Annotated in this window: 28 protein-coding genes; all 28 read right to left on the bottom strand. The window is 29.5% G+C overall.

The window, feature by feature from the left end; genetic code table 11:
- Positions 1-7: 7 nt before the first annotated feature.
- The 28 genes from OWK30_RS07390 to hfq all read right to left on the bottom strand — a co-directional run bounded on the left by OWK30_RS07390 (position 8) and on the right by hfq (position 24517).
- Entirely contained in the window at positions 8-1441 is a 1434-nt protein-coding gene (locus OWK30_RS07390) for a sensor histidine kinase (RefSeq protein WP_423325094.1), read from the bottom strand.
- 86 nt (positions 1442-1527) lie between these two features.
- Positions 1528-2736, bottom strand: coding sequence for a type II secretion system F family protein (locus OWK30_RS07395; RefSeq protein ID WP_423325096.1), 1209 nt, complete (start codon positions 2734-2736; stop codon positions 1528-1530).
- Positions 2737-2786: 50 nt separating this feature from the next.
- Positions 2787-3875, bottom strand: a complete 1089-nt coding sequence (locus OWK30_RS07400) for a type IV pilus twitching motility protein PilT (RefSeq protein ID WP_423325098.1) — start codon at positions 3873-3875, stop codon at positions 2787-2789.
- Between the two features lie 13 nt (positions 3876-3888).
- Positions 3889-5586, bottom strand: a complete 1698-nt coding sequence (pilB, locus tag OWK30_RS07405; RefSeq protein WP_423325100.1) for a type IV-A pilus assembly ATPase PilB — start codon at positions 5584-5586, stop codon at positions 3889-3891.
- Positions 5587-6390: a shikimate dehydrogenase gene (gene aroE, locus OWK30_RS07410; protein ID WP_423325102.1), complete on the bottom strand. Its 804-nt coding sequence runs from the start codon at positions 6388-6390 to the stop codon at positions 5587-5589. It abuts the gene before it with no gap.
- Positions 6380-7027, bottom strand: a complete 648-nt coding sequence (locus tag OWK30_RS07415) for a DUF502 domain-containing protein (RefSeq protein ID WP_423325104.1) — start codon at positions 7025-7027, stop codon at positions 6380-6382. The genes aroE and OWK30_RS07415 overlap by 11 nt, the downstream gene beginning before the upstream one ends.
- A gap of 15 nt (positions 7028-7042) precedes the next feature.
- Positions 7043-7678 (bottom strand): uracil phosphoribosyltransferase, encoded by a 636-nt coding sequence (gene upp, locus OWK30_RS07420; protein WP_423325105.1) that lies wholly within the window; start codon positions 7676-7678, stop codon positions 7043-7045.
- Positions 7678-8907, bottom strand: a complete 1230-nt coding sequence (locus OWK30_RS07425) for a uracil-xanthine permease family protein (RefSeq protein WP_423325107.1) — start codon at positions 8905-8907, stop codon at positions 7678-7680. Before OWK30_RS07425 ends, upp begins: the two co-directional genes overlap by 1 nt.
- Positions 8908-8916: 9 nt before the next feature.
- Positions 8917-9843: a 3'-5' exoribonuclease YhaM family protein gene (locus OWK30_RS07430; RefSeq protein WP_423325109.1), complete on the bottom strand. Its 927-nt coding sequence runs from the start codon at positions 9841-9843 to the stop codon at positions 8917-8919.
- 11 nt (positions 9844-9854) lie between these two features.
- The gene (locus OWK30_RS07435) at positions 9855-11222 is read right to left on the bottom strand and encodes a TldD/PmbA family protein (RefSeq protein ID WP_423325111.1); all 1368 of its coding nucleotides are present in this window, start codon (positions 11220-11222) and stop codon (positions 9855-9857) included.
- Entirely contained in the window at positions 11212-11466 is a 255-nt protein-coding gene (locus OWK30_RS07440) for a DUF4911 domain-containing protein (RefSeq protein ID WP_423325113.1), read from the bottom strand. Before OWK30_RS07440 ends, OWK30_RS07435 begins: the two co-directional genes overlap by 11 nt.
- Positions 11463-11840: a hypothetical protein gene (locus OWK30_RS07445; RefSeq protein ID WP_423325115.1), complete on the bottom strand. Its 378-nt coding sequence runs from the start codon at positions 11838-11840 to the stop codon at positions 11463-11465. Before OWK30_RS07445 ends, OWK30_RS07440 begins: the two co-directional genes overlap by 4 nt.
- Complete coding sequence (gene nusB, locus OWK30_RS07450; RefSeq protein ID WP_423325117.1) at positions 11840-12259, bottom strand: transcription antitermination factor NusB; 420 nt, start codon at positions 12257-12259, stop codon at positions 11840-11842. Before nusB ends, OWK30_RS07445 begins: the two co-directional genes overlap by 1 nt.
- Before the next feature lie 10 nt (positions 12260-12269).
- Positions 12270-12737 carry a 6,7-dimethyl-8-ribityllumazine synthase gene (gene ribH, locus OWK30_RS07455; protein WP_423325119.1) on the bottom strand — a complete coding sequence of 156 codons (468 nt, stop codon included), beginning with the start codon at positions 12735-12737 and terminating at the stop codon, positions 12270-12272.
- A gap of 32 nt (positions 12738-12769) precedes the next feature.
- Complete coding sequence (locus tag OWK30_RS07460) at positions 12770-13984, bottom strand: bifunctional 3,4-dihydroxy-2-butanone-4-phosphate synthase/GTP cyclohydrolase II (protein WP_423325121.1); 1215 nt, start codon at positions 13982-13984, stop codon at positions 12770-12772.
- Positions 13985-13986: 2 nt separating this feature from the next.
- Positions 13987-14634 (bottom strand): riboflavin synthase, encoded by a 648-nt coding sequence (locus OWK30_RS07465; RefSeq protein WP_423325123.1) that lies wholly within the window; start codon positions 14632-14634, stop codon positions 13987-13989.
- Positions 14616-15764, bottom strand: a complete 1149-nt coding sequence (ribD, locus tag OWK30_RS07470; RefSeq protein ID WP_423325125.1) for a bifunctional diaminohydroxyphosphoribosylaminopyrimidine deaminase/5-amino-6-(5-phosphoribosylamino)uracil reductase RibD — start codon at positions 15762-15764, stop codon at positions 14616-14618. The genes OWK30_RS07465 and ribD overlap by 19 nt, the downstream gene beginning before the upstream one ends.
- Positions 15761-16354 carry a glycerol-3-phosphate 1-O-acyltransferase PlsY gene (gene plsY / locus OWK30_RS07475; protein WP_423325127.1) on the bottom strand — a complete coding sequence of 198 codons (594 nt, stop codon included), beginning with the start codon at positions 16352-16354 and terminating at the stop codon, positions 15761-15763. Before plsY ends, ribD begins: the two co-directional genes overlap by 4 nt.
- Complete coding sequence (locus tag OWK30_RS07480; protein ID WP_423325129.1) at positions 16351-17439, bottom strand: DUF362 domain-containing protein; 1089 nt, start codon at positions 17437-17439, stop codon at positions 16351-16353. Before OWK30_RS07480 ends, plsY begins: the two co-directional genes overlap by 4 nt.
- Positions 17436-17999 (bottom strand): CDP-diacylglycerol--glycerol-3-phosphate 3-phosphatidyltransferase, encoded by a 564-nt coding sequence (pgsA, locus tag OWK30_RS07485; protein ID WP_423325131.1) that lies wholly within the window; start codon positions 17997-17999, stop codon positions 17436-17438. The genes OWK30_RS07480 and pgsA overlap by 4 nt, the downstream gene beginning before the upstream one ends.
- A complete protein-coding gene (locus tag OWK30_RS07490) occupies positions 17977-19311 on the bottom strand; it encodes a sigma-54-dependent transcriptional regulator (RefSeq protein WP_423325133.1) in 1335 nt (444 codons plus the stop codon). The genes pgsA and OWK30_RS07490 overlap by 23 nt, the downstream gene beginning before the upstream one ends.
- Before the next feature lie 7 nt (positions 19312-19318).
- Entirely contained in the window at positions 19319-19792 is a 474-nt protein-coding gene (greA, locus tag OWK30_RS07495; RefSeq protein WP_423325135.1) for a transcription elongation factor GreA, read from the bottom strand.
- Complete coding sequence (gene xseA, locus OWK30_RS07500; RefSeq protein ID WP_423325137.1) at positions 19793-21133, bottom strand: exodeoxyribonuclease VII large subunit; 1341 nt, start codon at positions 21131-21133, stop codon at positions 19793-19795.
- Positions 21130-21414: an FtsB family cell division protein gene (locus tag OWK30_RS07505; RefSeq protein WP_423325139.1), complete on the bottom strand. Its 285-nt coding sequence runs from the start codon at positions 21412-21414 to the stop codon at positions 21130-21132. Before OWK30_RS07505 ends, xseA begins: the two co-directional genes overlap by 4 nt.
- Positions 21411-22568: a hypothetical protein gene (locus OWK30_RS07510; RefSeq protein ID WP_423325141.1), complete on the bottom strand. Its 1158-nt coding sequence runs from the start codon at positions 22566-22568 to the stop codon at positions 21411-21413. The genes OWK30_RS07505 and OWK30_RS07510 overlap by 4 nt, the downstream gene beginning before the upstream one ends.
- A complete protein-coding gene (locus tag OWK30_RS07515; protein WP_423325143.1) occupies positions 22561-23769 on the bottom strand; it encodes a GGDEF domain-containing protein in 1209 nt (402 codons plus the stop codon). The genes OWK30_RS07510 and OWK30_RS07515 overlap by 8 nt, the downstream gene beginning before the upstream one ends.
- Positions 23759-24292, bottom strand: a complete 534-nt coding sequence (locus OWK30_RS07520; RefSeq protein WP_423325145.1) for a DUF4416 family protein — start codon at positions 24290-24292, stop codon at positions 23759-23761. The genes OWK30_RS07515 and OWK30_RS07520 overlap by 11 nt, the downstream gene beginning before the upstream one ends.
- A complete protein-coding gene (gene hfq / locus OWK30_RS07525) occupies positions 24293-24517 on the bottom strand; it encodes an RNA chaperone Hfq (protein ID WP_423325147.1) in 225 nt (74 codons plus the stop codon).
- Positions 24518-24692 lie beyond the last annotated feature (175 nt).

Below are 24692 nucleotides of genomic sequence, written 5' to 3' on the forward strand. Positions count from 1 at the left end.
ATAACATTTACTTAAAAATAAAGTCCATTTTAAATCCATTGGCTTCTTTGTTGGAATATATTTTATAAGAAATTCCATTATTATCACAAATTAATTTAATAATATATAAGCCTAATCCACTACCTTTATTTTTAGTAGAATAAAAAGGTTTCATCACATCTTCTATAATTTCGCTAGATATCCCAGGTCCATTATCATTGTAAGAAATTATTTTTTTATCATTTTTTACATAAGTGATTATTGTTATTTGAACATCATTTTTTGCTTCATAACTATTAATAACAAGATTCCATATTATTTGTCTTAGCTCTATATCAGAAATTAAAATCTCAAAATCATCTATAACATTTAACTTAATCTTCAAGTCTTCATATAAATCATATATTTTGAAATAATCCAAAAACTCATTGAAAAACTCACAAATTTTAATTAATTCTTTACTTTTTTTAGCAGGTTTACTTACATAAAGTAAATTATTAAGTATCATATCAAGCCTATTAATTTCTCTTTCAATTATATTTATCAATTTATCAGCTTTAAACTGCTTTTTTAATATCTGAATACTCCCTTTTATTGCACCTAAGGGATTTTTAATTTCATGAGCAATTATTGTAGCAAATTGACCTAAATTTGCTAACTTTTGTTTTTTTTGCAATTCGATTTTCAATAATTCTTTTTCTGTTACATCCTGAAAGATCAAAAGTTTACCAACTTTTTTGTTTGATTCATCTACAAAATCTTGTAACTTATAACCTATGAATTTGTCATTATACTTTATAATATTTTCGTCACCTTCTAATATTAATCCTATATTTTTTAAAGATTCACCTATCAAATTATTAATTTTTATATTTAAAATTTTTTTACCTGCATCGTTACATGAAAGTATATTTCCAGCTTTATCTATAAGCATTATACCAATACCAATATTCTTCACAATCAATTGTTGAATATTTTGTAAGCTTTTTAGTTCTTGAACTCTTTTTCGATAATTATAATTTAGATATGATGATAATATATATATTAGGATAAAAGCTAATAAATATTGGGATTGATTTGTAAGATAAGTGATATCTATATTCTCACTTTTTTTAAAAAGTAAAAATAATATTAAAGTTGCAAATAAAAATTGTAATAAACCAAAAATTCCCCCTTTGAAGCCTCTCACAAAAGATAAATAACCAATAACAAATGCAAAAAAAATGATATAAGGACTATCTAAAAAATTGGTTTTATACATTAAATAGGTTATTATTGTAGAATCAAAAAATGACTGAATATAAAAAATAAACGTCTCATTAATAAAAGTATTTGCAATAAATACAATCGTAGAAAAAAAACCGATAACCAAAGCTAAAAAAATCAGTTCATTTATAATGCTAATTTTATTATTACTAAGAAATAAAAATAAAAAAACCAAATAAAAAAAAATCAATCTCACTAATAATATTACATTATTAACAACTTTTAAATCAAAAAAATTTTTACTTTTCAATAGACCTAAAGTAATTAATTTTTTTTGAAATTTCATCCAACTACAGAGCCAAGTTTGAAAATCGGCAGATACATAGCAATGATAACGAATCCAACTGCACCACCTACAAAAATCATTAACATCGGCTCTATCATTTTAGTTAATCCTTCCACAGCTCTATCAACTTCATCATCATAAAAATCAGCAATTTTCGTAAGCATTTTATCAAGTGCCCCTGTTTCTTCTCCAACAGCAATCATTTGAGTAACCATAGGTGGAAAAATTCCTGCTTTTTCAAGTGGTTGTGCAACAGTCTTACCCCCTTCTATATCCCCTCTGCTCTTCCTTAAATGTTTTTCTATAACTTTATTGCCACTCGTTTTTGCTACAATATCTAAAGCCTCAAGAATTGCAACACCACTACTTAGCAAAGTACCAAATGTTCTAGCAAATTTTGAAATAGATACCTTTTTAATTAAATCACCTATTTTAGGGATTTTTAACATTAAATTATCTAAAAAATATCTACCTTTCTCTGATTTTTTATAGATCAATCTGATAATTATAACAGAGGCAATCATCCCACCAAAAATTAAACCACCACCATACCAGCTAGATAGAAAATTACTCAGAGCAATAGTAAACTGAGTTAAAGCAGGCAATGTTCCTCCAAATCCCTCATACATTTCCTTGAATTTAGGTATAATAAACACCATTAATCCCCACACAACTAAAACTGCAACAACTAAAACAATAGAAGGGTACATCATAGCGGACTTTACTTTTCTTTTTAATGAAATGGCCTTTTCCATATATTGAGATAATCTTTCCAAAATATCATCTAATAATCCACCAGCTTCTCCTGCTGCAATCATATTGATATATAAGTCTCCAAAAATCTTCCTATGTTTTTCTAAAGCTTTACTAAATGATAATCCTTGTTCAATATCTTCTTTAATTTCCATAAATATTCTTCTTAATTTCTTCTTTGGTGCTTGAGCAGCTATAATATCTAAAGCCCTTACAATGGGGAGACCGGCATTAATCATTGTCGCAAGCTGTCTTGTAATAATAACAATATCCATATCAGTAATTTTTTCACCAAAAGACAACTCTATATGCTTCCAATCCATCTTTACTTCATAAGCTTCTATTCTTCTTGATTTTAGAGACTGTATTGCTTCAGCTTTATTTTTTGCTTCTATTACTCCTGAAATGGGTTTGCCTGAACTATCTTTTCCTTTATAAATATATTTTGCCATTATTTTGCCTCCTTAAAACTAATAAAACAATTCGACATATAAAATATTCACTAAAATCTACCTCGCTTTTTTAACCCACCTTGTTCAATCATGTTTCTTACTTCATCAGGATATACAGCTCTATTTATAGCATCTTCGTAAGTTATCAACCCCTTACGATACAACTCATATAATGATTGACTCATTGTAATCATTCCATGTTCTTCTTGCCCAGTTTGCATCATAGAGTAAATTTGATGCAGTTTATCTTCTCTAATTAAATTTCGTATAGCAGGATTTGGCATCAGAACTTCACAGGCTAAAACCCTACCCTTACCATCTGCCCTTTGTATAAGCTGCTGACAAATAACACCTTCTAGCACAAAAGATAGCTGAGCACGTATTTGTGGTTGTTGATAAGGTGGAAACACATCAATTATTCTATTGATGGTTTGAACAGCGCTATTTGTATGTAAAGTTCCAAAGGTTAGATGCCCAGTTTCTGAAACTGTTAATGCAGCCTCTATTGTCTCTAAGTCTCTCATTTCACCAATTAGTACTACATCGGGGTCTTGCCTTAGAATATATTTCAATGCAGTTACAAACGATTTCGTGTCTGCGTGAACCTCCCTTTGGTTTACAAGGGCTTTTTTATGCGAATGCAAATATTCTATAGGATCTTCTATCGTAACAATGTGTACGTTTTTTTCACTATTTATCTTATCAATCATTGCTGCAAGTGTTGTTGATTTACCACTTCCTGTAGGACCTGTAACCAATACTAATCCCCTTGGTCTATCACAGAGTGTTTTTATGATGCCAGGTAAGCCAAGTTCTTCAAAACTCATGACTTTATAAGGAATTCTTCTAAAAGCAGCGGCTACTGCACCCCTTTGCAGAAAAACATTAGCTCTAAATCTACTCACCCCTTTTATACCAAAAGAAAAATCTAACTCCCATTCCTGCTCAAATCGCTTTTTTTGTGCTTCATTTAAAATACTATAACACATCTGCTTAGTCATAGATGGAGTTAAAGGCTCTCCTTCGATTTTCTTTAATTCCCCATTAATCCTATACACAGGTTGAGTACCAACTGTTAAATGTAAATCGCTAGCATTTAATTTAATCATATTTTGCAATAGATCTTGTAGAGAATACATACTAACCTCCTAATCAATCTGCAAAAGTTACTCTTACAACTTCTTCTATAGTAGTTATACCTTTTTTAACTTTTTCAAGTCCACTTCTTCGTAATGTTATCATCCCTTCTTCAACAGCCATTTTCTTTATTTCAGTAGCATTTGCCCCACGTAAAATTAATTCTTTAATATTTTCACTTACTTCCATAACTTCATAAAGGGCAACTCTTCCTTTATAACCTGTTCCACTACAGTTTTCACAACCCTTACCTTTCATAATGGCAAATGTACCAATCTCGTCTTTTTTAAAACCTACTGAAAGTAACGCTTCCTTTGGTAATTTTATTTCTTCTTTACAATTAGTACATATTTTTCTAGCAAGCCTTTGTGCTAATATAAGTATAGTAGATGATGCTACCAAAAAAGGTTCGATCCCCATATTCAAAAGTCTGTTCACTGTACTCGGAGCATCATTTGTATGTAAAGTTGATAATACCAAATGACCAGTCAAAGCAGCTTTAATTGCAATTTCTGCTGTCTCATAATCTCTAATTTCACCAACCATAATTATATCAGGGTCTTGCCTTAAAAAGCTCCTCAATGCAGCAGCAAAATTTAATCCTATATCCTCTTTCATCTGAACTTGGTTAATACCGAATAGATTGTACTCAACAGGGTCCTCAGCAGTCATAATGTTTACTTCTTCTTTATTTAGTCGATTTAATGCGGAATATAATGTGGTTGATTTACCACTTCCTGTAGGTCCAGTAACTAGTACCATTCCATATGGACTTTCTATTGCTTTTATAAACCTTTTTAAAGATATTTTTTCAAAGCCAAGCTTTTCCAAATCTAGCTGCAAACTAGATTTATCAAGTATCCTTAAAACGACTTTTTCACCATAAAGAACAGGTAAAGTCGATACCCTCATATCAATAGAACGACCTTGCAATTTCATTTTGATTCTTCCATCTTGTGGCAATCTTTTTTCTGCGATATCTAGATTAGCAAGAATTTTTAATCGAGAAATAACTGCATCTTTTATTCTTCTTGGAGGTCTAATCAGTTCATGCATAACACCATCAACTCTTAATCTTATTCTAAATTCTTTCTCGTAAGGTTCAAGATGTATATCTGATGCACCTCTCTTCACAGCTTCATTTAAAACATAATTAACTAATTTAACAACTGGAGTTTCTTCTAACTCTTTTTTCAAAACTTCAGTGGATTTTTCTTCTTCCTCAACATCCTCAAATTCTAATTCATCAAGATCCATTTCTTCAAATTCAGCTAAAACATTGGATTCAGCATCTACATGTTTTTCTAAAAACTCCCTAATCGCTGATTCCACAGCTACATAAGGTTTTATATTAAAGCCTGTCAAAAATCTTAATTCTTCTAATGCATAAACATTTGATGGATCAGCTATTGCTACTTTTAATGTTTGTCCTTCTCTATCGATAGGAATAACAAGAAATTTATGCATTAAATCTTGAGGAATTAAACTCAAAATTTTATTATCAATATGAACATCTTTTAAATCAACAAAAGGGACCCCATACTGTTTACTTAAAAAATCAGCAATCTTTTTCTCATCCACATAACCTAATTTTATTAAAATGCTACCTAACCGTCCCCCTTCTTTCTTTTGAATTTCTAAAGCTTTTTCCAATTGCTCTTGGGTAATTAAATTCTCACTTAATAGCAGTGCACCAATTTTTGCTGATACCATTTATCCCCTCATCTGTTCTATGATATTTATCAAATCAATTTGCAACGAAATATTATTCCATATTTCAAAAGATTTAACAGCTTGATAAATTAACATAATCTTGCCATCACAAGATTTATCAAAATTAACTAGTGACAAAAATGGTGTTTTAGATTCTAATTTATATTGCATATCAAAGATAAATTCTTTAGCCTTGATATTCATTTTGTAGGGCCATTCTCCTTTTAAACCAATTGAAGTAGTATTTATAATTATATCATAAATTACATTTTTTCCCAAATATTCTAAAGGAAAAACATCAGATTTTTTTACATCAAACTTTTTAATTAAATTTCCAGCTTTACTAACTGTTCTGTTAACGATATCTAATTTAGAATATTTAAAGTTTTTAATATACTGAATAAGCGGTTTAGCAGCTCCTCCGCTACCTATAATCAATATATTCTTATGATCAAGATTAACATCATATTTTTCAAATGTTTTCCTAATTCCATAAATATCAGTATTAAATCCTATCAGTTTACCATCTATTATTTTAACACAATTAACCGCATTTATATTATCAGCTTCAAAATCTATTTCATCCAAATAATTAATGATTTTCTCTTTATATGGAACAGTGACATTGAAACCATCAAAATTTTTTCTAAGAAAATTAATGTAACTCCCAAAATCATTATCAGATATATCAAAACAAATATATCCCGCATTAAGCTTTGTATGATAAATTAAATAATTATGAATTTTTGGAGATAACGAATGATTGACAGGATGACCAATTAAACAATAATTCTTAGGACTCATCTTTATTTTTTATCATATCAGGACTAACAAGGCCAGCAGAAATTACAAATTTAATACTATCCTCAATTGTTATATCCAACTCAATAACATCTTTTTTAGGAACTATAAGAATAAAACCTGATGTTGGATTTGGCGTGGTTGGAATAAATATATTATAGCATTCATCATTTACAATATCATTAAAAAACTTTGAGGTATCTTTTGTTACAAAACCTATACTATAAATTCCTTTACGAGGATATTCTAATAAAACTACTTTTTTAAAATTTGCTCCTTTAGATGTTTGAAAGGCATCAATTATCTGTTTTGTAGATGTATAAACAGTTTTTACGATTGGAATATTTTTAAATGTTTTATCAAGTAAATTAAGAAGCTTACTTCCTAGATAGTTTTTTGTAAACAATCCTACTAAAAAAATAATTAGCATCATCAACATAAATGATATTAAGCGTAGCCAAGACTCTGACACATCAAACTGTACTGGTAAATAACGAACTCCAATTCTAAGATAAGGGATTAAAAAACCTGAAAACTTATTAAAAACAAAACTTAAGAAAAAATATGTGACTATGATAGGTAAAACAGTAAAAATACCAGCAATGAATGTATTGCGCAAAAAATTGTTAATCTTTTTCATCGAATTAGCCCTAAATTATTTTGTTCCGAATAACCTATCTCCTGCATCACCTAACCCTGGCACAATATATTTTTTTTCATTTAATTTTTCATCCAACGCAGCAGTATATATTTTTATATCTGGATGCACACTTAAAAACGCTTCTACACCTTCAGGGGCAGCAATTAAACACATAAATTTAATATTTCTAACACCATTATCTTTCAATATTTTTGCAGCTTCTACGGCTGAACCGCCAGTTGCTAACATAGGATCTATTAATATAAAATCTCTATCCTCGCAATCTGCAGGAATTTTAAAATAATAAGTTATAGGTTTTGTAGTTTTGGGATCACGATAAATACCTATATGTCCTACTCTAGCTGACGGTATTAGTTTTAAAATACCGTCTACCATCCCTAAACCGGCTCTCAAAATCGGTACTAATACAACTTTCTTGCCAGACACAACCCAAGATTTGGTTTTACAAATAGGTGTTTCAATTTCAACTTCCTTTATCGGAAAATCTTTTGTAATTTCATAAGCCATCAACATTGCTATTTCATCCACAAGTTCTTTAAATTCTTTTTTTGGTGTATTTTTGTCTCTAACATATGTCAATTTATGTTTAATTAACGGATGATCAATTACTACAAGATTTTCATACTTCATTATTCACCCTCCGGTAATATAGCATTTAAGATAATACCAACTATACCAGCAAGTCCTATGCCTCCAAGACTTATTCTACCAACAGATATAACCATATCACCAATTCCTACCACCAAGACAACAGAAGCAATAACAAGATTCCTTGATTTTGCCATGTTAACATTGTTTCTAACAAGAGTTCCAACCCCAATAGCTGCTATCATACCAAACAATAATATTAAAATTCCACCCATAACAGGAACAGGAATTGTTTTTAGTATAGCACCCAACTTACCAAAAAAAGATAATATAATAGCTGTAATAGATGCTATTGTCATATAGACTGGGTTGAAAGCTCTCGTAAGTGCCACTGCACCAGTAACTTCAGAATAGGTTGTATTAGGTGGACCACCCAAAATTGCTGCAAATGCCGTGGCTAAACCATCTCCAGTTAATGTTCTGTGCAAACCAGGCTCTTCTAAATAATTTTTTCCGGTAACAGAAGAAATCGCAAGTACATCTCCCACATGTTCTATAGCAGGAGCTATAGCTACAGGAACAATATACATTATGGCTGAGATATCAAATTGAGGGAAAGCATAACTGCCATTTTTTAAAGCCTCTACCCAAGGAATACTAAACCATTTAGCGTTAGTAACAGGATCAAAATTAACCACTCCCATAATTAAGGCAAATACATACCCTACAAAAATTCCTGTTAGTATTGGTATAAGGCTTAAAATTCTTTTACCATACATAACAACAAAAATGGCTGTAATGAGTGAAATCATAGATAAAAACATTGCTTTAGTATCAAAGTTACCAGAGCCATCAAAGCTTTTTGCCATTTTAACAGCCACTGGAGCTAATTTTAAACCAATAACCATAATAACCGGACCAGTTACAATCGGAGGTAAATATTTTTCAATAGCTTTTACTCCACCTTTTTTAACAAGAAAAGCAAACAATAAATATATTAATCCAGCACATGTCAATCCCCCTAAAGTTTTAGCCACACCAAAATGCTTCATTCCATATTGAATTGGTGCTATAAAAGCAAAAGAACTTGCTAAAAACACAGGGACTTTTCTCTTTGTAATAAACTGAAATAAAAGAGTACCTGCTCCAGCAGTAAAAAGAGCAATGGAAGGATCAAGACCTGTAAGTAATGGAACTAATACTAATGCGCCAAATGCAACAAAAAGCATTTGAACGCCAACAATTACAGTTTTAAAGGCATTATTATCCATTATACCTCCTTAAAAATTAGAGTTATGATTAAAAAGCTGTCTTTCCAATAGTCTATCATAATTACTCCAACCTTCTTCCACATTTTCTTTACTAAATATTGAAATAAATGTATTTAACTTTGCATCCATGTCATCTATATAATGAAGTAAAAGAGCCTCCGTTGTTTTTGGTTTTTTTGGAGAACCAAACTCTAATATTCCATGATGACTAGCAATCATATGATTTATCAAATGTTTCAATCGTTTTGGAAATCCATCAATCTTTGCCTCATATTTATTTATCAGTTCTATTCCTAACAGTAAATGACCTAAAAGCTTTCCCTCTTCTGAATAATCGAATGCATTATCAATAGTAAGCTCAAAAATTTTACCTATATCATGAAACAATGCTCCTATTACAAGTAACTCCTTATCAACATATTCTTTGTAATAATCACCGACTAATACAGCTAGCTTAACCACAGATAATGTATGCTCAAGCAATCCACCAATATATGCATGATGAACATTTTTAGCAGCAGGTATAATCTTAAATTTCTCAATAATCTCAGAATCTGAAAAAAATTCTTCAACCATCTTTACTAAATAAATGTTTGTTAAGTTGTTTAAAACCTGATTTTTCAATTCTTCTAACATATTATTAATATTAAATTTCGTTTTAGGGAAAAAATCAAATTTATTTTCTCCTTCAACTAATGTCATAGTGTTAATTTTAAATTGTGGTTGACCATTGTAATTTTGTATATTGGCAATTACTTCTACTACATTCCCTTTTTCAGGATCAAAAGCCAATTTGTTACTATCAAACATAATACCATTATAGGTTTTGCCGTCTTTATCCATTAAAATAACTTTTATATATGGTCTATTATCTTTTGTCATACTTTTCGTAATTTCAAAAATTAAATATTTTTTCCCTTTTAATTTTAAATCCATAGTAACCCCTTTTATTTACCACCAACAGTAATTCTAGGAATTCTAATTGTTGGTTGAGCATCACTTACAGGAACACCTTGTCCATCTTTTCCACAAGTACCTATTCCAAAACCAAGATCTGAACCTACCATATCTATTTCTTGCATTATCTTTGGTCCATTTCCAATAAGAGTTGCATTTCTTATTGGTTTCTCAATATCACCATTTTTTAGTAAATACCCTTCATTGACCTCAAAAACAAAGTCCCCATTAACTGTATTTACTTGGCCTCCCCCCATTTTTACAACAAGAATACCTTTATCAACTGATTTTATTATTTTATTCGGATCATCTTTACCTCTATCAATATATGTGTTGGTCATTCTAACTATAGGTTTATACCTGTAAGATTGCCTCCTCCCGTTCCCAGTGCTTTCAACACCATTTCTCATTGCATAAAGTCTATCATACATATAATTTACTAATATTCCATCTTTTATTAAAACTGTTTTTTGTGCTTCTACACCTTCATCATCAAAAAGAAAACTCCCTCTTTTCCCAGCTATTGTTGCATCATCGATTACAGTAATTTTTTCTGATGCAACTTTTTCACCAATTCTACCTTGATACACACTCAACCCATTTATAGCAAGATCCGCTTCAAGACCGTGTCCTACAGCCTCATGAATCATTGTACCACCAGCACTACTTGATAAAACAACTGTCATTTCGCCAGCAGGTGCATAATCCGCATCCAGATTTAAAAGAGCTCTTTTTAATGCTTTTTCACTTACTTTCATTACATCTTCTTTCAAAAATGAATCAAAGTCATACAATCCTCCTAAGGATTCATATCCGGTCTGAATAACTCCATCCCTTTCGCAAATAACTGTGCAGAAAAATGTAATATATGAAAGTTGCTGGGAAAAATCAGTACCTTCTGAATTTATTATTCTTATATACTTAATAGTATCTTTATAGGTAGTAACAACTTGTTTAACGAAACCTGAATTCCAACCATTCAGATCAACACTCTTAACTAACTCTATTTTCTCTTTAATATTAATATCTTTAGGCAACTTTATAAAGTTATAATCAAAATTTTTCTTGGTAAAATCTAATGTGTCATTATGACTATTAGATACAGAGTATTTACAGATAGCGTCAGCACACTCTTTGATATCTTGAATTTCAAAACTGTTTGTAAAGGCATAATATGTTTTAAAATCTTTTATCAGTCTTAAGCCTATACCTGAATCATATACATTTTCAAATCGTTCTAGATTTTTATTTTCAAAAACTATTGAACTGTATTCAGCCTTTTCTATATAGAGTTCTGCATAATCACCATACTGTCTTAACATGTTGATGATGTCATAATAAAAGCTTTTACCATTCATCTACCTTCTCACTTTCTTCAATATTAAGCTTACAAATTTTAACACCTTCATTTTTTAATTCATTTAAAACATTTACCACATATTTATACATACCATTAGTTGAATATACAACTACTTTTCCTTCTTTTTTATCTATAGTCCTAACTATCCCTATCCCTTCATAAGAATCAATAATACTGTTTATATATATAATATCTCTTTTATTTGTTTTAAATTTTACTCTTACAGTACAAGATTTATTCATACAAGCTCCAACAAAGTTACTCTTACATTATTATTTATCTTTTCATATATTAAGTTATTTAAGATTTTTGATTTTTCTATTAATATTTCAGAAAAAGATGCTTTATTTATAAGCTTAATGAATGATGCAGTATCATTACATATCAAATCAAAATCAAACAAAAAAAAACCTTCTGTTAAAAAAAAAGGTGATTTTTTTATAAAAATAAATCCTTTCTTATGATTAATTGTTTTAATAAAATCAGTAAGCAAACCTCTATACATGAAGTCAATTCTCAATGAATACCCTCTACATCTTTTCAATTTGAAATCATAATCTATAAAAACCGGAAAATGCCTACTTTCTTCAAAAGCCAAAACTACTTTATTTAACATTATCTCTCTATATTAAAATCTTTTCTGATTTTATCCAAAATTCCATTCACAAAAGCAGCTGCTTTTTCATCTTCATATTCTTTAGCCATAGTAGTATACTCATCAAGTATAGCATAAACAGGTGCTTCACCATTGAATAGTTCTGCTAATCCAAGTCTTAATATATTTTTTACTGGCTCTGTTAATCTATCTATACTCCATCCATCTTTTAAATATTTACTAATCATATCATCAGAAAATCCTTTTTTATTTATAGCTAAATTAAACAAATCATTTGCAAAAAGTTTAACTTTCTCGTTTTTTTCACTATTCAACATCCAAAATTGAGAAATCAAATCACTAGGTTTAAGTTTAGTCATTTCATATTGATAAAGCATTTGAAAAGCCTTTTCTCTTCCTTTACTTCTCAGCTTACGCATATTTATAAACTTAAACCATCTTCATTAAATTTACTAACTCTAATGCAGATAAAGCGGCTTCTGCTCCTTTATTACCAGCCTTTGTCCCAGCTCTTTCTATTGCTTGTTCAATAGTATCAGTAGTTAAAACACCAAAAATTACAGGTATATCAGTATCATAGGCTACTTTAGCAACTCCTTTAGATACTTCATTTGCTACATAATCAAAATGTGGCGTTCCTCCTCTGATTACTGCTCCCAAAGCTATTATAGCATCATATTTTCTAGAATTTGCAAGTTTTTTTGCCACAGGTGGTATTTCAAATGCACCTGGTACTTTATAAACTACAATATCATTTTCATTAACATTATGTCTTACAAGAGCATCCACTGCGCCAGCTACAAGACTTTTCACAACAAAATCATTAAACCTTGAAGCAACAATAGCAATTTTTAAGTCAGTACCATCATATTTACCTTCTAATATTTTTATATTCATCTTAACCCCCAAATTTCCATATTTTCTATTTATTAAATATCAAGTTCATGCCCCATTTTTTCTTTTTTTGTTCTTAAATACTTTTCATTTTCAGGTCTGACTCCACAAACTATAGGCACCCTATCAATCACTTCTAATCCATAGCCAGACAGACATCTAATTTTCTTAGGATTATTTGTCATTAATTTTAATTTTTTAACTCCCAAAAATCTCAAAATTTGCGCACCAAAGCCATAATCTCTAAGATCGTCTTCAAATCCTAAATGGCGGTTTGCTTCTACTGTATCGAATCCCTGTTCCTGTAGATGGTAAGCTTTTATCTTATTCAGCAAACCTATACCTCTACCTTCTTGAAACATATAAAGCAAAACACCTCTACCTTCTTCATCAATCATTTCCATAGCTCTGTGCAACTGATCCCTACAATCACACCTCAAAGAACCAAAAACATCTCCAGTAAGACACTGTGAATGAACTCTTACAAGTATTGGTTCTTCTGTTTTTATTTCACCTTTGATAAGAGCAACAGCCTCTTGACCATCTATTTTATTTCTAAAGCCCATAATTTTAAAATTACCAAAAATAGTGGGAAGGTTTGCAATAGCAGCTTCCTCTATCAATGATTCATGTTCAATTCTGTATGCAATTAAATCAGCTATAGTTAGTATCTTCAAATTATGCCTTTTTGCAAACTCTATCAATTGAGGCATCCGAGCCATAGTGCCATCATCATTCATTATTTCACAGATTACTGCAGCTGGATATAACCCTGCTAACTTCATCAAGTCAACAGAACCCTCAGTTTGCCCTGCTCTTACAAGAACACCACCTTCTCTCGCCCTTAAAGGAAAAACATGTCCAGGCCTTGCCAAATCTTCAGGTTTTGTTTTAGGATCAATAGCCACTTGTATTGTTCTCGCTCTATCATATGCAGAAATACCTGTAGTAACTCCTTCTTTAGCCTCTATTGATACAGTAAAAGCAGTACCAAATTTTGTATTATTTGAATTTTCATTCACCATTAGAGACAAATTTAGCTCATCACATCTCTGTGACGTTAGAGCTAAACAAATCAACCCTCTACCATATTTAGCCATAAAATTTATAGTTTCAGGAGTAGCAAATTGAGCTGCTACTACTAAATCACCTTCATTTTCTCTATCTTCATCATCCACGAGAATTATCATCTTACCTTTCTTTACTTCCTCAATAGCTTCTTCTACTGTAGCTAAAACAGATTTAACCATAATTAAAAATCCTCCAATCCTTCCAAATATTTCAAATTCTCATATAATTTAGAAGTTTTTTCTTCATTTTTCAACAGTTTCTCGAGATATCTCGCTAACACATCCACTTCAATATTTACATAATCTCCAGTTGTTTTATATTTTAGTGCTGTAAATTCAAAAGTGTGTGGAATTACAGCTACATTGAAAGTATATTCTCTTTGCGAAGCAACTGTAAGACTAATTCCATCCACTGTTACCGATCCCTTTTCAGCAATATACTTATCCAGCTTAGTTGGATAGCTAACACTTAAAATATAAGATTCACCCATTTTTCTAATCCCTTTTATAACACCTAAACCATCCACATGTCCCAATACTAAATGTCCACCCAGTCTCGAAGTTAAAGTAAGAGCTCTTTCTAAATTCACTACATCACCATTTTTTAGATATTTAAGCGAACTTTTATTCAGTGTTTCGTAAGAAATATCAGCTGAAAAAAAATTGTTTCCCATTGTTATTACAGTTAAACATACACCATTAACAGAAATTGAGTCACCAATATTTGTATCTTCTAAAACTTTGTTGCACTCAATTGTAATCACAAATGAATTACTGTTGTTTTGTACACTTTTTACTTTTCCAATTTCTTCTATAATCCCAGTAAACATCGATTCCTTACCTTGTCAGTTAATTTTATTACATATTCTTTATAATCATTTAACTTTCCCGTAATCAAAATATCTTTCTCAAACCTTTTTATTTCAATTTCTTTTAATTCATATGCATCTTTAATATCTGAAATACCCTCACCGCCAATAGCTGTTATAGCATTTTTACCACCAATAATTTTCGGTGCCATGAAAAAATAAACCCTATCTATCTTACCAGAATCTATTAAAAAACCAGCAGTTTCACTACCTCCCTCAACAAACACATTTAATATCTTTTCTTTAAACAAACTCTTAGAAACAAAATCCAAATCTATCTTTTCTCCACCTGACATATCAACAAAAACTTTTACTCCCCTTTCTTTCAACTCTCTAATTTTCTTATTTTCACATTTTGTAAAAACAATTAATCTATTAGCATATTTATTGGTAAGAACTTTATCCATTTTTATTGATAAAAATGGATCCAACACTACCTTATAAGGATTTATATTTGAATCTATCAATCTAGCATCAAGCATTGGATCATCTTTATTAACAGTATTAACTCCCACTAAAACAGCATCACTAATGCTCCTAAGAAAGTGAACATAGGTTCTTGATGATTCAGAAGTAATCCATTTAGAATCTCCAGTCTTTGTTGCAATCTTACCATCAAGAGATTCTGCAATTTTTAAAGTATAATATGGTTCTTTCTTTAAAACCCCTTTAGTAAAATCTTCTATAATACTCGCGCACAACTCTTCATTAAATCCTACAAATACACCAATACCTGCCTCAATTAACTTATTAATCCCTTTACCAGCCACATCCGGATTTGGATCAACTACACCGATGAAAACTCTTTTGATTTTATTTTTTATGATAGCATCAACGCAAGGTGGAGTTTTACCATGATGCGAACATGGCTCAAGGGTTACATAAAGATCCGCTCCTTCTAGAGGCTCAAAGGCACTTTTCATAGCTTCAATTTCAGCATGAGAACTTCCATAACAAGAATGATAACCACGTCCAATGATTTTCCCATTTTTAACAATAATCGCTCCAACAATAGGATTAGTTTTCGTTTTCCCTTTACCTTGAAGTGCTAGTTGAACACAATCTCTTATAATATCATGAGGACGTATCATAAGTTTATCTTTTCCCCGATTTTCTTTTCTGTTCCGCTTAAAATACGTTTTATGTTTTCTCTATGTTTAAAAATAATAAAAAGAGCGAGAATTAGTGTAAAAACTTTTAAATAAATTGATTGTTCATTTATCCATACTAATATTGTTAAAATAATGGCAGAAACAATAGATCCCAAAGACACCATTTTAAAAGAAGCTACTGTTATTACAAAAACAAGAAAAGCATATAAAACATTTAGTGGAGTTAATGCAATAAATACACCAACACCAGTAGCAACTCCTTTACCACCTTTAAAATTTAAAAATACAGTGAATATATGACCTATTATGGCTGCAAATGCAACAAGATATAAATAAATTGAGTCACCAAAAAAATTTTTAGCCAAATATACAGGAAAAAATCCTTTTAACATATCGACAAAAAAAACCACCAAAAATCCTTTAAAACCTAAGACTCTACCAGCATTTGTAGCACCCACATTACCACTACCAACAGTTCTTATATCAACACCTTTAAAAATCCTTACAATTAAATATGCAGTAGGTATTGCACCTAAAAAATATGCAATTACAGGAAACCAAAACTTCATTTAACTATCACCCTATGTAATAGTGATCTTTTCAAACTAATAGCATCTGATTCACAGACCTCATAGCAACAAAAACACTCTATACATTTATTCTTATCAATTTCTAAAAAAAAACCATCAACTTTATTAATAGCATTTACAGGGCATGATTTATAACACAAAAAACATTTAATACAACTATTTTTATCAATTTCTGGCTTAACATAAATATGCTCAGCAAACCATCTCTTAAACCAGTTTGGTAAAAATTGAACTTTTGTAGATAGTGGAACTTTTATTTTTGTTAAATCATCTACTTTTCCTTTAACTTCAATATCTTGTAATTGAACACCATTACGCAATGGTAAAATATTTGTTTTACAAAAGTCAACAGAAAAACCTAAAATACTCGTTATAACTATATCAATGGCCTCAGCGTGTGATGAAGCAGCTACAATCCCTATTTTAACAGGTTTACCTCTTGAAGGTCCTTCCCCTTCATGTGCTAAAATTCCGTCAAGAAATGACAAAGTTTTATCTTTAACAATTTCATAAACTTGATAAATATTTTCTGCTAACATGTTACTATCTGGATATTTTTTGTGATAACTTACCTTATTTGTACCAGGTACTAACCCAAATAAATTTTTAACACATAAAGTCAAACCTGTTAAAGAGTGCGTTTTTAGTTTAGCAAGATTTAAAATACAGTCTACTTTATCTATAAAAGAAGTAATTACATAATCGTTAACTTTTTTAGGGGGGTATTTTTCAATTTTCACAATTTCCACTTTGTATTTTTTAGCAATGTCTAGTATTCTAGTTGTTTTTAAAACAATTTCATAATTTATAAAATTTGCCCCAGGACTATCTCCAATAAAAATAACACAATTAGGGTTTAATTCTTTTACAGCCACTATACATGCCTCAATAAATACAGGATGTGTTGTAATAGCTTTTTCTGGAGGAGATGCCTGTAACATATTTGGTTTCAACAAGATCTTATTACTCTTTAAAAAAAACTCATTATTTATGAGAAAATTCTTAAAAAACTCTTTCAAGTCTTCTAAATTATATTCTTTTATTTGATCAATTATAACCTTCACTGAGTATTGCCTTTTTTAAAGTACCTGTAAAAGTAATCTATTAACGACAATATAGATACAACAATAGAAATATAAAGTAGCACCTTTCCAATAAGATACATATCCACCCCTAAAAACTTTTCTTTAAAAATAATCATTGTCAAACTAACTAATTGTATAGTTGTTTTTATTTTACCACTCCATCCAGCAGGTATGATAATTCCGTTAGATGATGCAAGATTTCTCAACGCACCTACTGCAAACTCTCTTGCTAAAATAACTATAACCACCCATGAAGGAATTCTTTGCAACTCTACAAGTGAAACCATTGCAGAGGCTACCAATATTTTATCTGCAACTGGATCAACTATTTTACCTAGATTAGTAACTAAATTATATTTTCTAGCAATGTATCCGTCAAGAAAATCACTCAATGAAGCAAAAATAAAAATAACTGCAGCTATTATATTTGAATACGGTTTATCTATAAAAAGTACTACTAAAAAAACAGGAATTATCAATAACCTGAAAAAAGTTATTTGATTTGCAATATTGAAATTATTTGATTTTATATTTTTCAATTTTATACCTTAAACTCCTTAATGATATACCTAATTTTTTCGCTGCTTGTGATTGATTGCCATTAGTTAATTGCAATGCTTTTTTTATAAACTTTTTTTCTATGTTTTCAACATAATTATCAAGAGAAAAATTTTCTGGAATCACCACATCTTCTTTTTTAAATTCGTCACTAATTTTTATATCAATACTAGAAGGTAAGATTTTATTAGTTTTTTCTATTAAAACAGCTCTTTCAATAATATTCTCAAGTTCTCTAATATTCCCAGGAAAACTATAATTTTCAAGTATTCTCATTGCAGCAAAAGAAATATCTAAAACTCTTTTATTAAATTTTTCTGAGTACTTTTTTATGAAATGATTTACTAATAAAACCAAATCCTCCAAGCGCTCTCTCAATGGTGGTAGATGTATATTTATAACATTAAGCCGATAGAATAAATCTTCTCTGAACCTACCCTCTTTAACCTCTTTGAGTAAATTCTTGTTAGTAGCTGCAATTACTCTCGTATTTACTTTTACCTCTTTATTCAAACCAATAGGCCTAATTACACCTTCTTGTAAAACTCGCAAAAGTTTTGCCTGCAGAAAAAGAGGCATTTCACCTACTTCATCCAGAAAAATCGTCCCATTTTTTGCAGCTTCAAAAATTCCTAGTTTATCATTGTTTGCACCTGTAAAAGCACCCTTTTTATATCCAAAAAGTTCAGACTCTAATAAATCGGAAGGTATAGCACTACAGTTAATAGGTATAAATGGATAATTTTTCCTTTTACTCATTTTGTGAATAGCCCTTGCTACTAGTTCTTTACCTGTCCCCGATTCTCCTGTAATCAAAACAGTAGCATCACTCGGCGCAACATTTATAATATCAGTTTTAATCTTAAGTACGGATTCACTCAAACCTATTATATCATCTAATTCTTTGCAATATTCGTTAGTTTCTATTTTATTGTTTTTTAAAACAGCTTTTATCAAAATTAACAATTCATCAGTATCAAAAGGTTTTGTTATGTAATCTACAACTCCTAATTTTACAGATTTTAGCGCTGTTTCATCGCTGGCATAGGCCGTCATAAGAATAAATGGTATATCTTTGTGATTTTCGAAACAATATTTTGCAAGAACAAGACCATCCTCTTCACCTAATACTAAATCACATAATATAATATCAACATCCTCTTTTTGAATAAATTTAGTAGCTGTTTCTAAATTCTTAGCAGAAAATACTTTAAAACCCTCATTAATAAACAAAATTTCCAGAAACTCTCGAAATGATTTTTCATCATCTACAATTAATATGCTATAACTCATATATTATCTAATCAAAAGTAATCTCTAATATCTCATATTCCATCTCACCACCAGGAGCATTTACAATTACTTCATCACCAACTTTTTTACCGACCATAGCTCTTGCAATTGGAGATAATATTGAGATATGCCCTTTAGAAATGTCAGCTTCATCTGGCCCAACAATTTTATAGGTCTTAATCTCCCCAGTATCTAGATTTTCGATTTTTACTGTTGCACCAAAAACAACTTTGTTACCTTTTAATTTACTAGTATCAATAACTTCAAAACGTGCCATTTTCGATTCAAGCTCAGCAATTTTTGCCTCAATCATCCCCTGTCTTTCTTTCGCAGCATCATATTCAGCATTTTCACTTAAATCTCCGTGCCCTCTTGCTTCTTCAATAGCTTTAATCGCCTCTTTTCTTTCTACTTTTTTGAGTCTTTCAAGTTCAGCTTTAATTTTTTCATATCCCTCTTTAGTAATTGGAATCCTATCCATTCACTTCCTCCATATTTTTTTACCTGTTACAAAACTGTTAATATAACCATCTCTCATCCTAATTTCAAGCTCATCTTCAAGATGAATATTTTTAACAGATCCAACCGGATTTTTATCTTTAATAATAATAGCATATCCTTTGTCTAAAATATTTTCAGGATTCAACAACCTTAATAAGGTAATGTAACTTTCAATCTTATCTTTATTGACTTGTATTTTTGCGACCATAATAGACTCTATTATCTTCAATAAATTATCAACAATTGAATAAGAATGCAAAAGTCTTTCTACTGGATTATGCGGTATAATTCTCTGTATTATATCACTAAGGTTTTTCTCTCTTACTGAAAGTTTATGCTTTAATAACGAAGATATGCTGTTTTCATAAATTTCTAGTTGTTTAATTTTCTGTTTAATCCTATTAATAGGTGAATTTTTGAGAAGTTTTGCTTCCAAAGTATCCAAATATTGATGTTTCATAATCAAGCTATGTTCAAATTCTTTAATAAGATGTCTTTCAAGATTATCAATTCTATCTCCGATAGTAATATAATATTCTGACAATTTTTCTGCAGCAGCTGTAGGGGTTGCTACCCTCAAATCAGCAACAAAGTCACATATTGTAAAATCTCTCTCATGACCTATCGCAGAAATCGTAGGTATTTTGCAAGCAAAAAATGCCCTTGCTAATAATTCATCATTAAATATAGACAAGTCTTCTAATGATCCACCACCACGCATTAAAACAACAACATCGTAAGAATTTGTAAATTGATTTAAATAAGAAAACTGATTTATTATTACCTGGATAGCGTCTTCTCCTTGTACAGGAGCAGGCCACAAATCTACCTCAATATTTGCACCATTTTTTCTCAATGTTCTAATAAAATCTTTTATAGCTGCTCCAGAAGGTGAAGTAACCACGGCAACTCTTTTAACAAAGTAAGGGATTTCCTTTTTATTTTCAGTATCAAACAACCCTTCCTTTTCTAGTTTTCTTTTAGTTTCTTCAAATCTTTTATAAAAATCTCCAATAGAATCATATTCAATTTTTTTTATCAAAAGTTGATAATTTCCATCCTTTTCATAAACTGTTAAATCTCCTGTTATAATAACCTTATCGCCATTTTTAGGTTCATAATCCAAATTTTGAAGTCTATACCTTTTAAAATATACACACTTTATTTGAGCATTCTCATCTTTTAATGTAAAATAACAATGTCCAAGTGTTGAAACAGAATAATTTGATATCTCTCCCACCACATTTATTGAAGACGTAAAATTTTTTTCAATTAATCTTTTTATAAGCTTTGTCAACTCAGAGACGGTAAATTTCTTCATTTTTTATCATCTTTTTTCTTAATTATAAATAAGTCCTCATTTGGTTTCTTAAGATTTAATTCTTTTCTAATAATCATCTCTAAATACTTTTTATCTTTTTTTAAAAAATCTAACTCTCTTTGAAGTTCATCAATTTTTTTATCCATTTCAGTTAATTGATATTCGTAATGTTTCTTTATTTTTACAAGTTTAAAATATTCTATAAGGCCATAGTCTCCAAAAACCAAATATACCAACAAAAATATAATTAATGCTATTAATATTAACGTATGTCTAATCATTTTTTCTGCTTGAGCTTTAAAATTCTATAAGCTTGAGATTTAATTACACTTGAGATTTCTCTTGACCTTGATAAGTTTTCAAGATCATTAATATATAATCTATTCAAAAGATGCAATACTATATCGATAGGTGTTTTAGGGTTAAACGCAAGATTTTTAATAATTTGATAATTTTTCATCCAATTGTTATTCCTTGCTATTTCTCTTAACACATGATCAGGAGTCATCTTATTTTTAGTTATAAAATCTATTTCGTCTTCAGTTATTTTTGGATTTTTTAAAACACTCAATGATACCTGTTTGTTTGAGTCCTTTATGAGCAAGCTTCTTGCACTTTTATTACCTGTCAAAGCTAGTTTAATTTTTTCTGGAATACTCATTTTTAAAATTTTAGAATAAAGATTCTCATTTGTTTTTTCTTCTATTTTTTTTTCAAAATTTTCAGGTAATTTTTCAATTTCTGAAGAGCTATTTTTTTCTTTTATTGTAACTTCTTCTGAATCTTCTTCGTAAAGCTTTTTAAGCTCTTCAACTTCATACTTCAAATATTTTAATTTAGCTATCGATTCATCTGGAGTAAATGGATTAGTTAAAAGTAAATCTATAAGCTCTGGATTTTCCCTTAATATTACATTTAAATTTGATAAGAAAAACAAAGCGTCAGGGTCTTGCGATTGAGATAATATTTTAAAAATTTCTGGTGTAATTTTATTCTTTTCAATCAATACTCTAATAAACTCTGAATCATCTTTTAAATAAATAGATAATACTTTTATTTCTTTTTCACCAAACAGAATGCTACCTAAAACTTCCTTTTTTTGTTCAAAAGACAAATTTCGCACAAATGAACAAATATCTTTTATTAGTTCTGAATAATTTTTAATCAACAGATAGATTATAATGTGAAGTCGTTTATAATCCAATGGAATTGATTTGGATAAAATCAAATAAATTTGCTCTTTATTTGATTTTTTAAGATACAATTCTCTTTCTATTGTAAGTAAAAATTCCAGTTTTTCATAAATCTTAAGCAGTAAATCACTTTTTGGTAATTTCAACGTTTTTAAAAGTAAAGTTTTATCTTTTTCACTTAAGCTGTTAGCGTTTTTTTTATTAAAATAATCAATTAAAGTGTTAAACTTAAAATCAATCACTTATGACCCTATTTTTCCCTTCCCTCTTAGCTTTGAGTAGTAAATCATCAACTCTTTTAATCAAGGTATCAACGCTGTCATGCTCTTTTGCTTCTGTTACACCAATACTTGCAGTAATTTTTAAACTATTTCCTTTTATCTTAAAAACAGTTTCGTTTAACTCTTTTAATATCCTTTCAGCTACAACAATAGCCTGCTCTTTAGAAGTATGCGGTAAAATAATAAGAAACTCTTCTCCACCATATCTAAAAGGAATATCAACCTTTCTTATATTGTTTTTAATAATGTTTGTAAAATACTTGAGTACTTGGTCACCAATTTGATGTCCATAATTATCATTAACCGACTTAAAGTCATCAATATCAAGCATAATAACAGATAGTGGTGAGTTATAACGTTGAAATTTCTCTACTTCTTCAACTAATTTTTTATCTAAAAAATTACGATTATAAATGTTAGTCAGGTTATCTACAATTGCTTCTTTTTTATATTTTTTTATACTTTTCTGCAGCCTGTTTAACTGTGTTTTATATTTTTCCAAATCATTCTTTATTTTGTTTACTTCTAAATCAAGTTTGTTGAATTTTTCCTTTCTTATATTATCCTTTTCCTTTAAATTAGTTTTTATTTCGTTAAGTTTAGAAATTAATTTATTCTTTAATTTCTCAATATCATTTTCAAGCTTTGTTTCTTTTTCTAATTCTTCTAAATTACTTGAAAGTTCACTACTGTTTTTAATTTCTTCAATAAATATTTCCCTACTACTATCTAAAACATTAAAAAGCTTTTCATTTGAAATTTCCATATATTTTAATATCTCTTTCAAAAGATCCCAACTTTTATTAAAAGTATTAATAACCTTAATAAGAAATGTGATGAGATAACTTAAAATGTCTATCAAAATTTCATTCAATCTACAAACATCGTTAGTTTCGTTTATATTTTTTTCAAAACTTTTCAAAAACTCTTCAGGTAATATATCTTCAACCTTCTTAAATAATCTAACTATTTGATCTTTATATACATCAACATCTATAGCACACAAATTTTTACTTAAAAATTTTGATAATTCATCACTTTGAAGCAAATATTTTTTTATTGTATCTATAGATAAATCTTCATTATTTCTCTTTATACTTTTCAATATATTTATAATTTCTATTACTATCAAGTTGTAAAATCCGTTAAAGTTAGCAGACATTGAGCTTTTCCTCCAAAAATTTTCTACATTCTTCAAAAAAAGCTAACGTATTACTTGTTTGATAATCATAAAAAGTCCAAGGTAATGACACATACTTTTTGTTTTTTCTGTATAACTGCAAATCAGCATATATAGATTCACCAATATATATTCTATGAGTAAAATTTTTCGTACTGGCTGCAACAACTTTTTCCATTGCCACATAACCTGGGTCAATATTCACTTTACGTTTACCATTTTCTTTAAAAAAATCCTCAATATCAACTGCAATCCTTTTATAATTAGCTAATTTATCAGGATAATCAATAATATCATAACAAGCAAAATATTTCACTAAATTATTACCCATCTCTTTTTCGTAATAAGATGTATGTGAAAATCTAAATTTCTTTGATACAATCTTTGGCAAACCGAAAATAGGACTTAAACAGTTATCTATTATATTCTCGTATCTTATATCTACCAAAATCGCATTGAAAAAAACAACCTTATGAGGCTTTCTTATGCCTCCACCAAAAACCATTTATACCATTTCAATCTCATCAATTTCTTCAGAAGGAGAAATAGTAGAAATTGCATGTTTATAAATCATTTTTTGAGAATCATCTTTTAACACAATTACAAAATTATCAAATCCTTTAATCAACCCTTCAAGCTTTACACCATTAATTAGATATACTGTAACTGGCATTCTTTTTTTTCTTACATAGTTTAAAAAAACATCCTGAATATTAACTTTCTTGCTCATCAATCAACCCCTTCTGGATTTTCTTTATAATACTATCAATTAACTTACAATAATTATATATAAATTCCTAACATTCTTCAACTATTATTTTTACCCGAAGCTAATAGCACTATAATTCTCGTCATTACAAACATTAGTAAGTTACTCGTTTTTCCTCAAATTTGACAAAACAAAA

It is taken from the genome of Deferribacter abyssi, assembly GCF_049472655.1.
Classification (GTDB): Bacteria; Chrysiogenota; Deferribacteres; order Deferribacterales; family Deferribacteraceae; genus Deferribacter; species Deferribacter abyssi.

Coding starts and splice junctions, on each gene's coding strand:
- OWK30_RS07520 (WP_423325145.1), bottom strand. CDS start 24,292: ATGGTTTTTGGTGGAGGCATAAGAAAGCCTCATAAGGTTGTTTTTTTC.
- ribH (WP_423325119.1), bottom strand. CDS start 12,737: ATGAATATAAAAATATTAGAAGGTAAATATGATGGTACTGACTTAAAA.
- OWK30_RS07440 (WP_423325113.1), bottom strand. CDS start 11,466: ATGAATAAATCTTGTACTGTAAGAGTAAAATTTAAAACAAATAAAAGA.
- hfq (WP_423325147.1), bottom strand. CDS start 24,517: ATGAGCAAGAAAGTTAATATTCAGGATGTTTTTTTAAACTATGTAAGA.
- OWK30_RS07515 (WP_423325143.1), bottom strand. CDS start 23,769: ATGTCTGCTAACTTTAACGGATTTTACAACTTGATAGTAATAGAAATT.
- OWK30_RS07425 (WP_423325107.1), bottom strand. CDS start 8,907: ATGGATAATAATGCCTTTAAAACTGTAATTGTTGGCGTTCAAATGCTT.
- OWK30_RS07505 (WP_423325139.1), bottom strand. CDS start 21,414: ATGATTAGACATACGTTAATATTAATAGCATTAATTATATTTTTGTTG.
- OWK30_RS07400 (WP_423325098.1), bottom strand. CDS start 3,875: ATGTATTCTCTACAAGATCTATTGCAAAATATGATTAAATTAAATGCT.
- upp (WP_423325105.1), bottom strand. CDS start 7,678: ATGAAGTATGAAAATCTTGTAGTAATTGATCATCCGTTAATTAAACAT.
- aroE (WP_423325102.1), bottom strand. CDS start 6,390: ATGAGTCCTAAGAATTATTGTTTAATTGGTCATCCTGTCAATCATTCG.
- OWK30_RS07490 (WP_423325133.1), bottom strand. CDS start 19,311: ATGAGTTATAGCATATTAATTGTAGATGATGAAAAATCATTTCGAGAG.
- OWK30_RS07395 (WP_423325096.1), bottom strand. CDS start 2,736: ATGGCAAAATATATTTATAAAGGAAAAGATAGTTCAGGCAAACCCATT.
- ribD (WP_423325125.1), bottom strand. CDS start 15,764: ATGATACGTCCTCATGATATTATAAGAGATTGTGTTCAACTAGCACTT.
- nusB (WP_423325117.1), bottom strand. CDS start 12,259: ATGCGTAAGCTGAGAAGTAAAGGAAGAGAAAAGGCTTTTCAAATGCTT.
- pilB (WP_423325100.1), bottom strand. CDS start 5,586: ATGGTATCAGCAAAAATTGGTGCACTGCTATTAAGTGAGAATTTAATT.
- OWK30_RS07465 (WP_423325123.1), bottom strand. CDS start 14,634: ATGTTTACTGGGATTATAGAAGAAATTGGAAAAGTAAAAAGTGTACAA.
- OWK30_RS07460 (WP_423325121.1), bottom strand. CDS start 13,984: ATGGTTAAATCTGTTTTAGCTACAGTAGAAGAAGCTATTGAGGAAGTA.
- OWK30_RS07415 (WP_423325104.1), bottom strand. CDS start 7,027: ATGAAAAAGATTAACAATTTTTTGCGCAATACATTCATTGCTGGTATT.
- plsY (WP_423325127.1), bottom strand. CDS start 16,354: ATGAAGTTTTGGTTTCCTGTAATTGCATATTTTTTAGGTGCAATACCT.
- OWK30_RS07435 (WP_423325111.1), bottom strand. CDS start 11,222: ATGAATGGTAAAAGCTTTTATTATGACATCATCAACATGTTAAGACAG.
- OWK30_RS07445 (WP_423325115.1), bottom strand. CDS start 11,840: ATGTTAAATAAAGTAGTTTTGGCTTTTGAAGAAAGTAGGCATTTTCCG.
- OWK30_RS07430 (WP_423325109.1), bottom strand. CDS start 9,843: ATGGATTTAAAATTAAAAGGGAAAAAATATTTAATTTTTGAAATTACG.
- xseA (WP_423325137.1), bottom strand. CDS start 21,133: ATGAAGAAATTTACCGTCTCTGAGTTGACAAAGCTTATAAAAAGATTA.
- greA (WP_423325135.1), bottom strand. CDS start 19,792: ATGGATAGGATTCCAATTACTAAAGAGGGATATGAAAAAATTAAAGCT.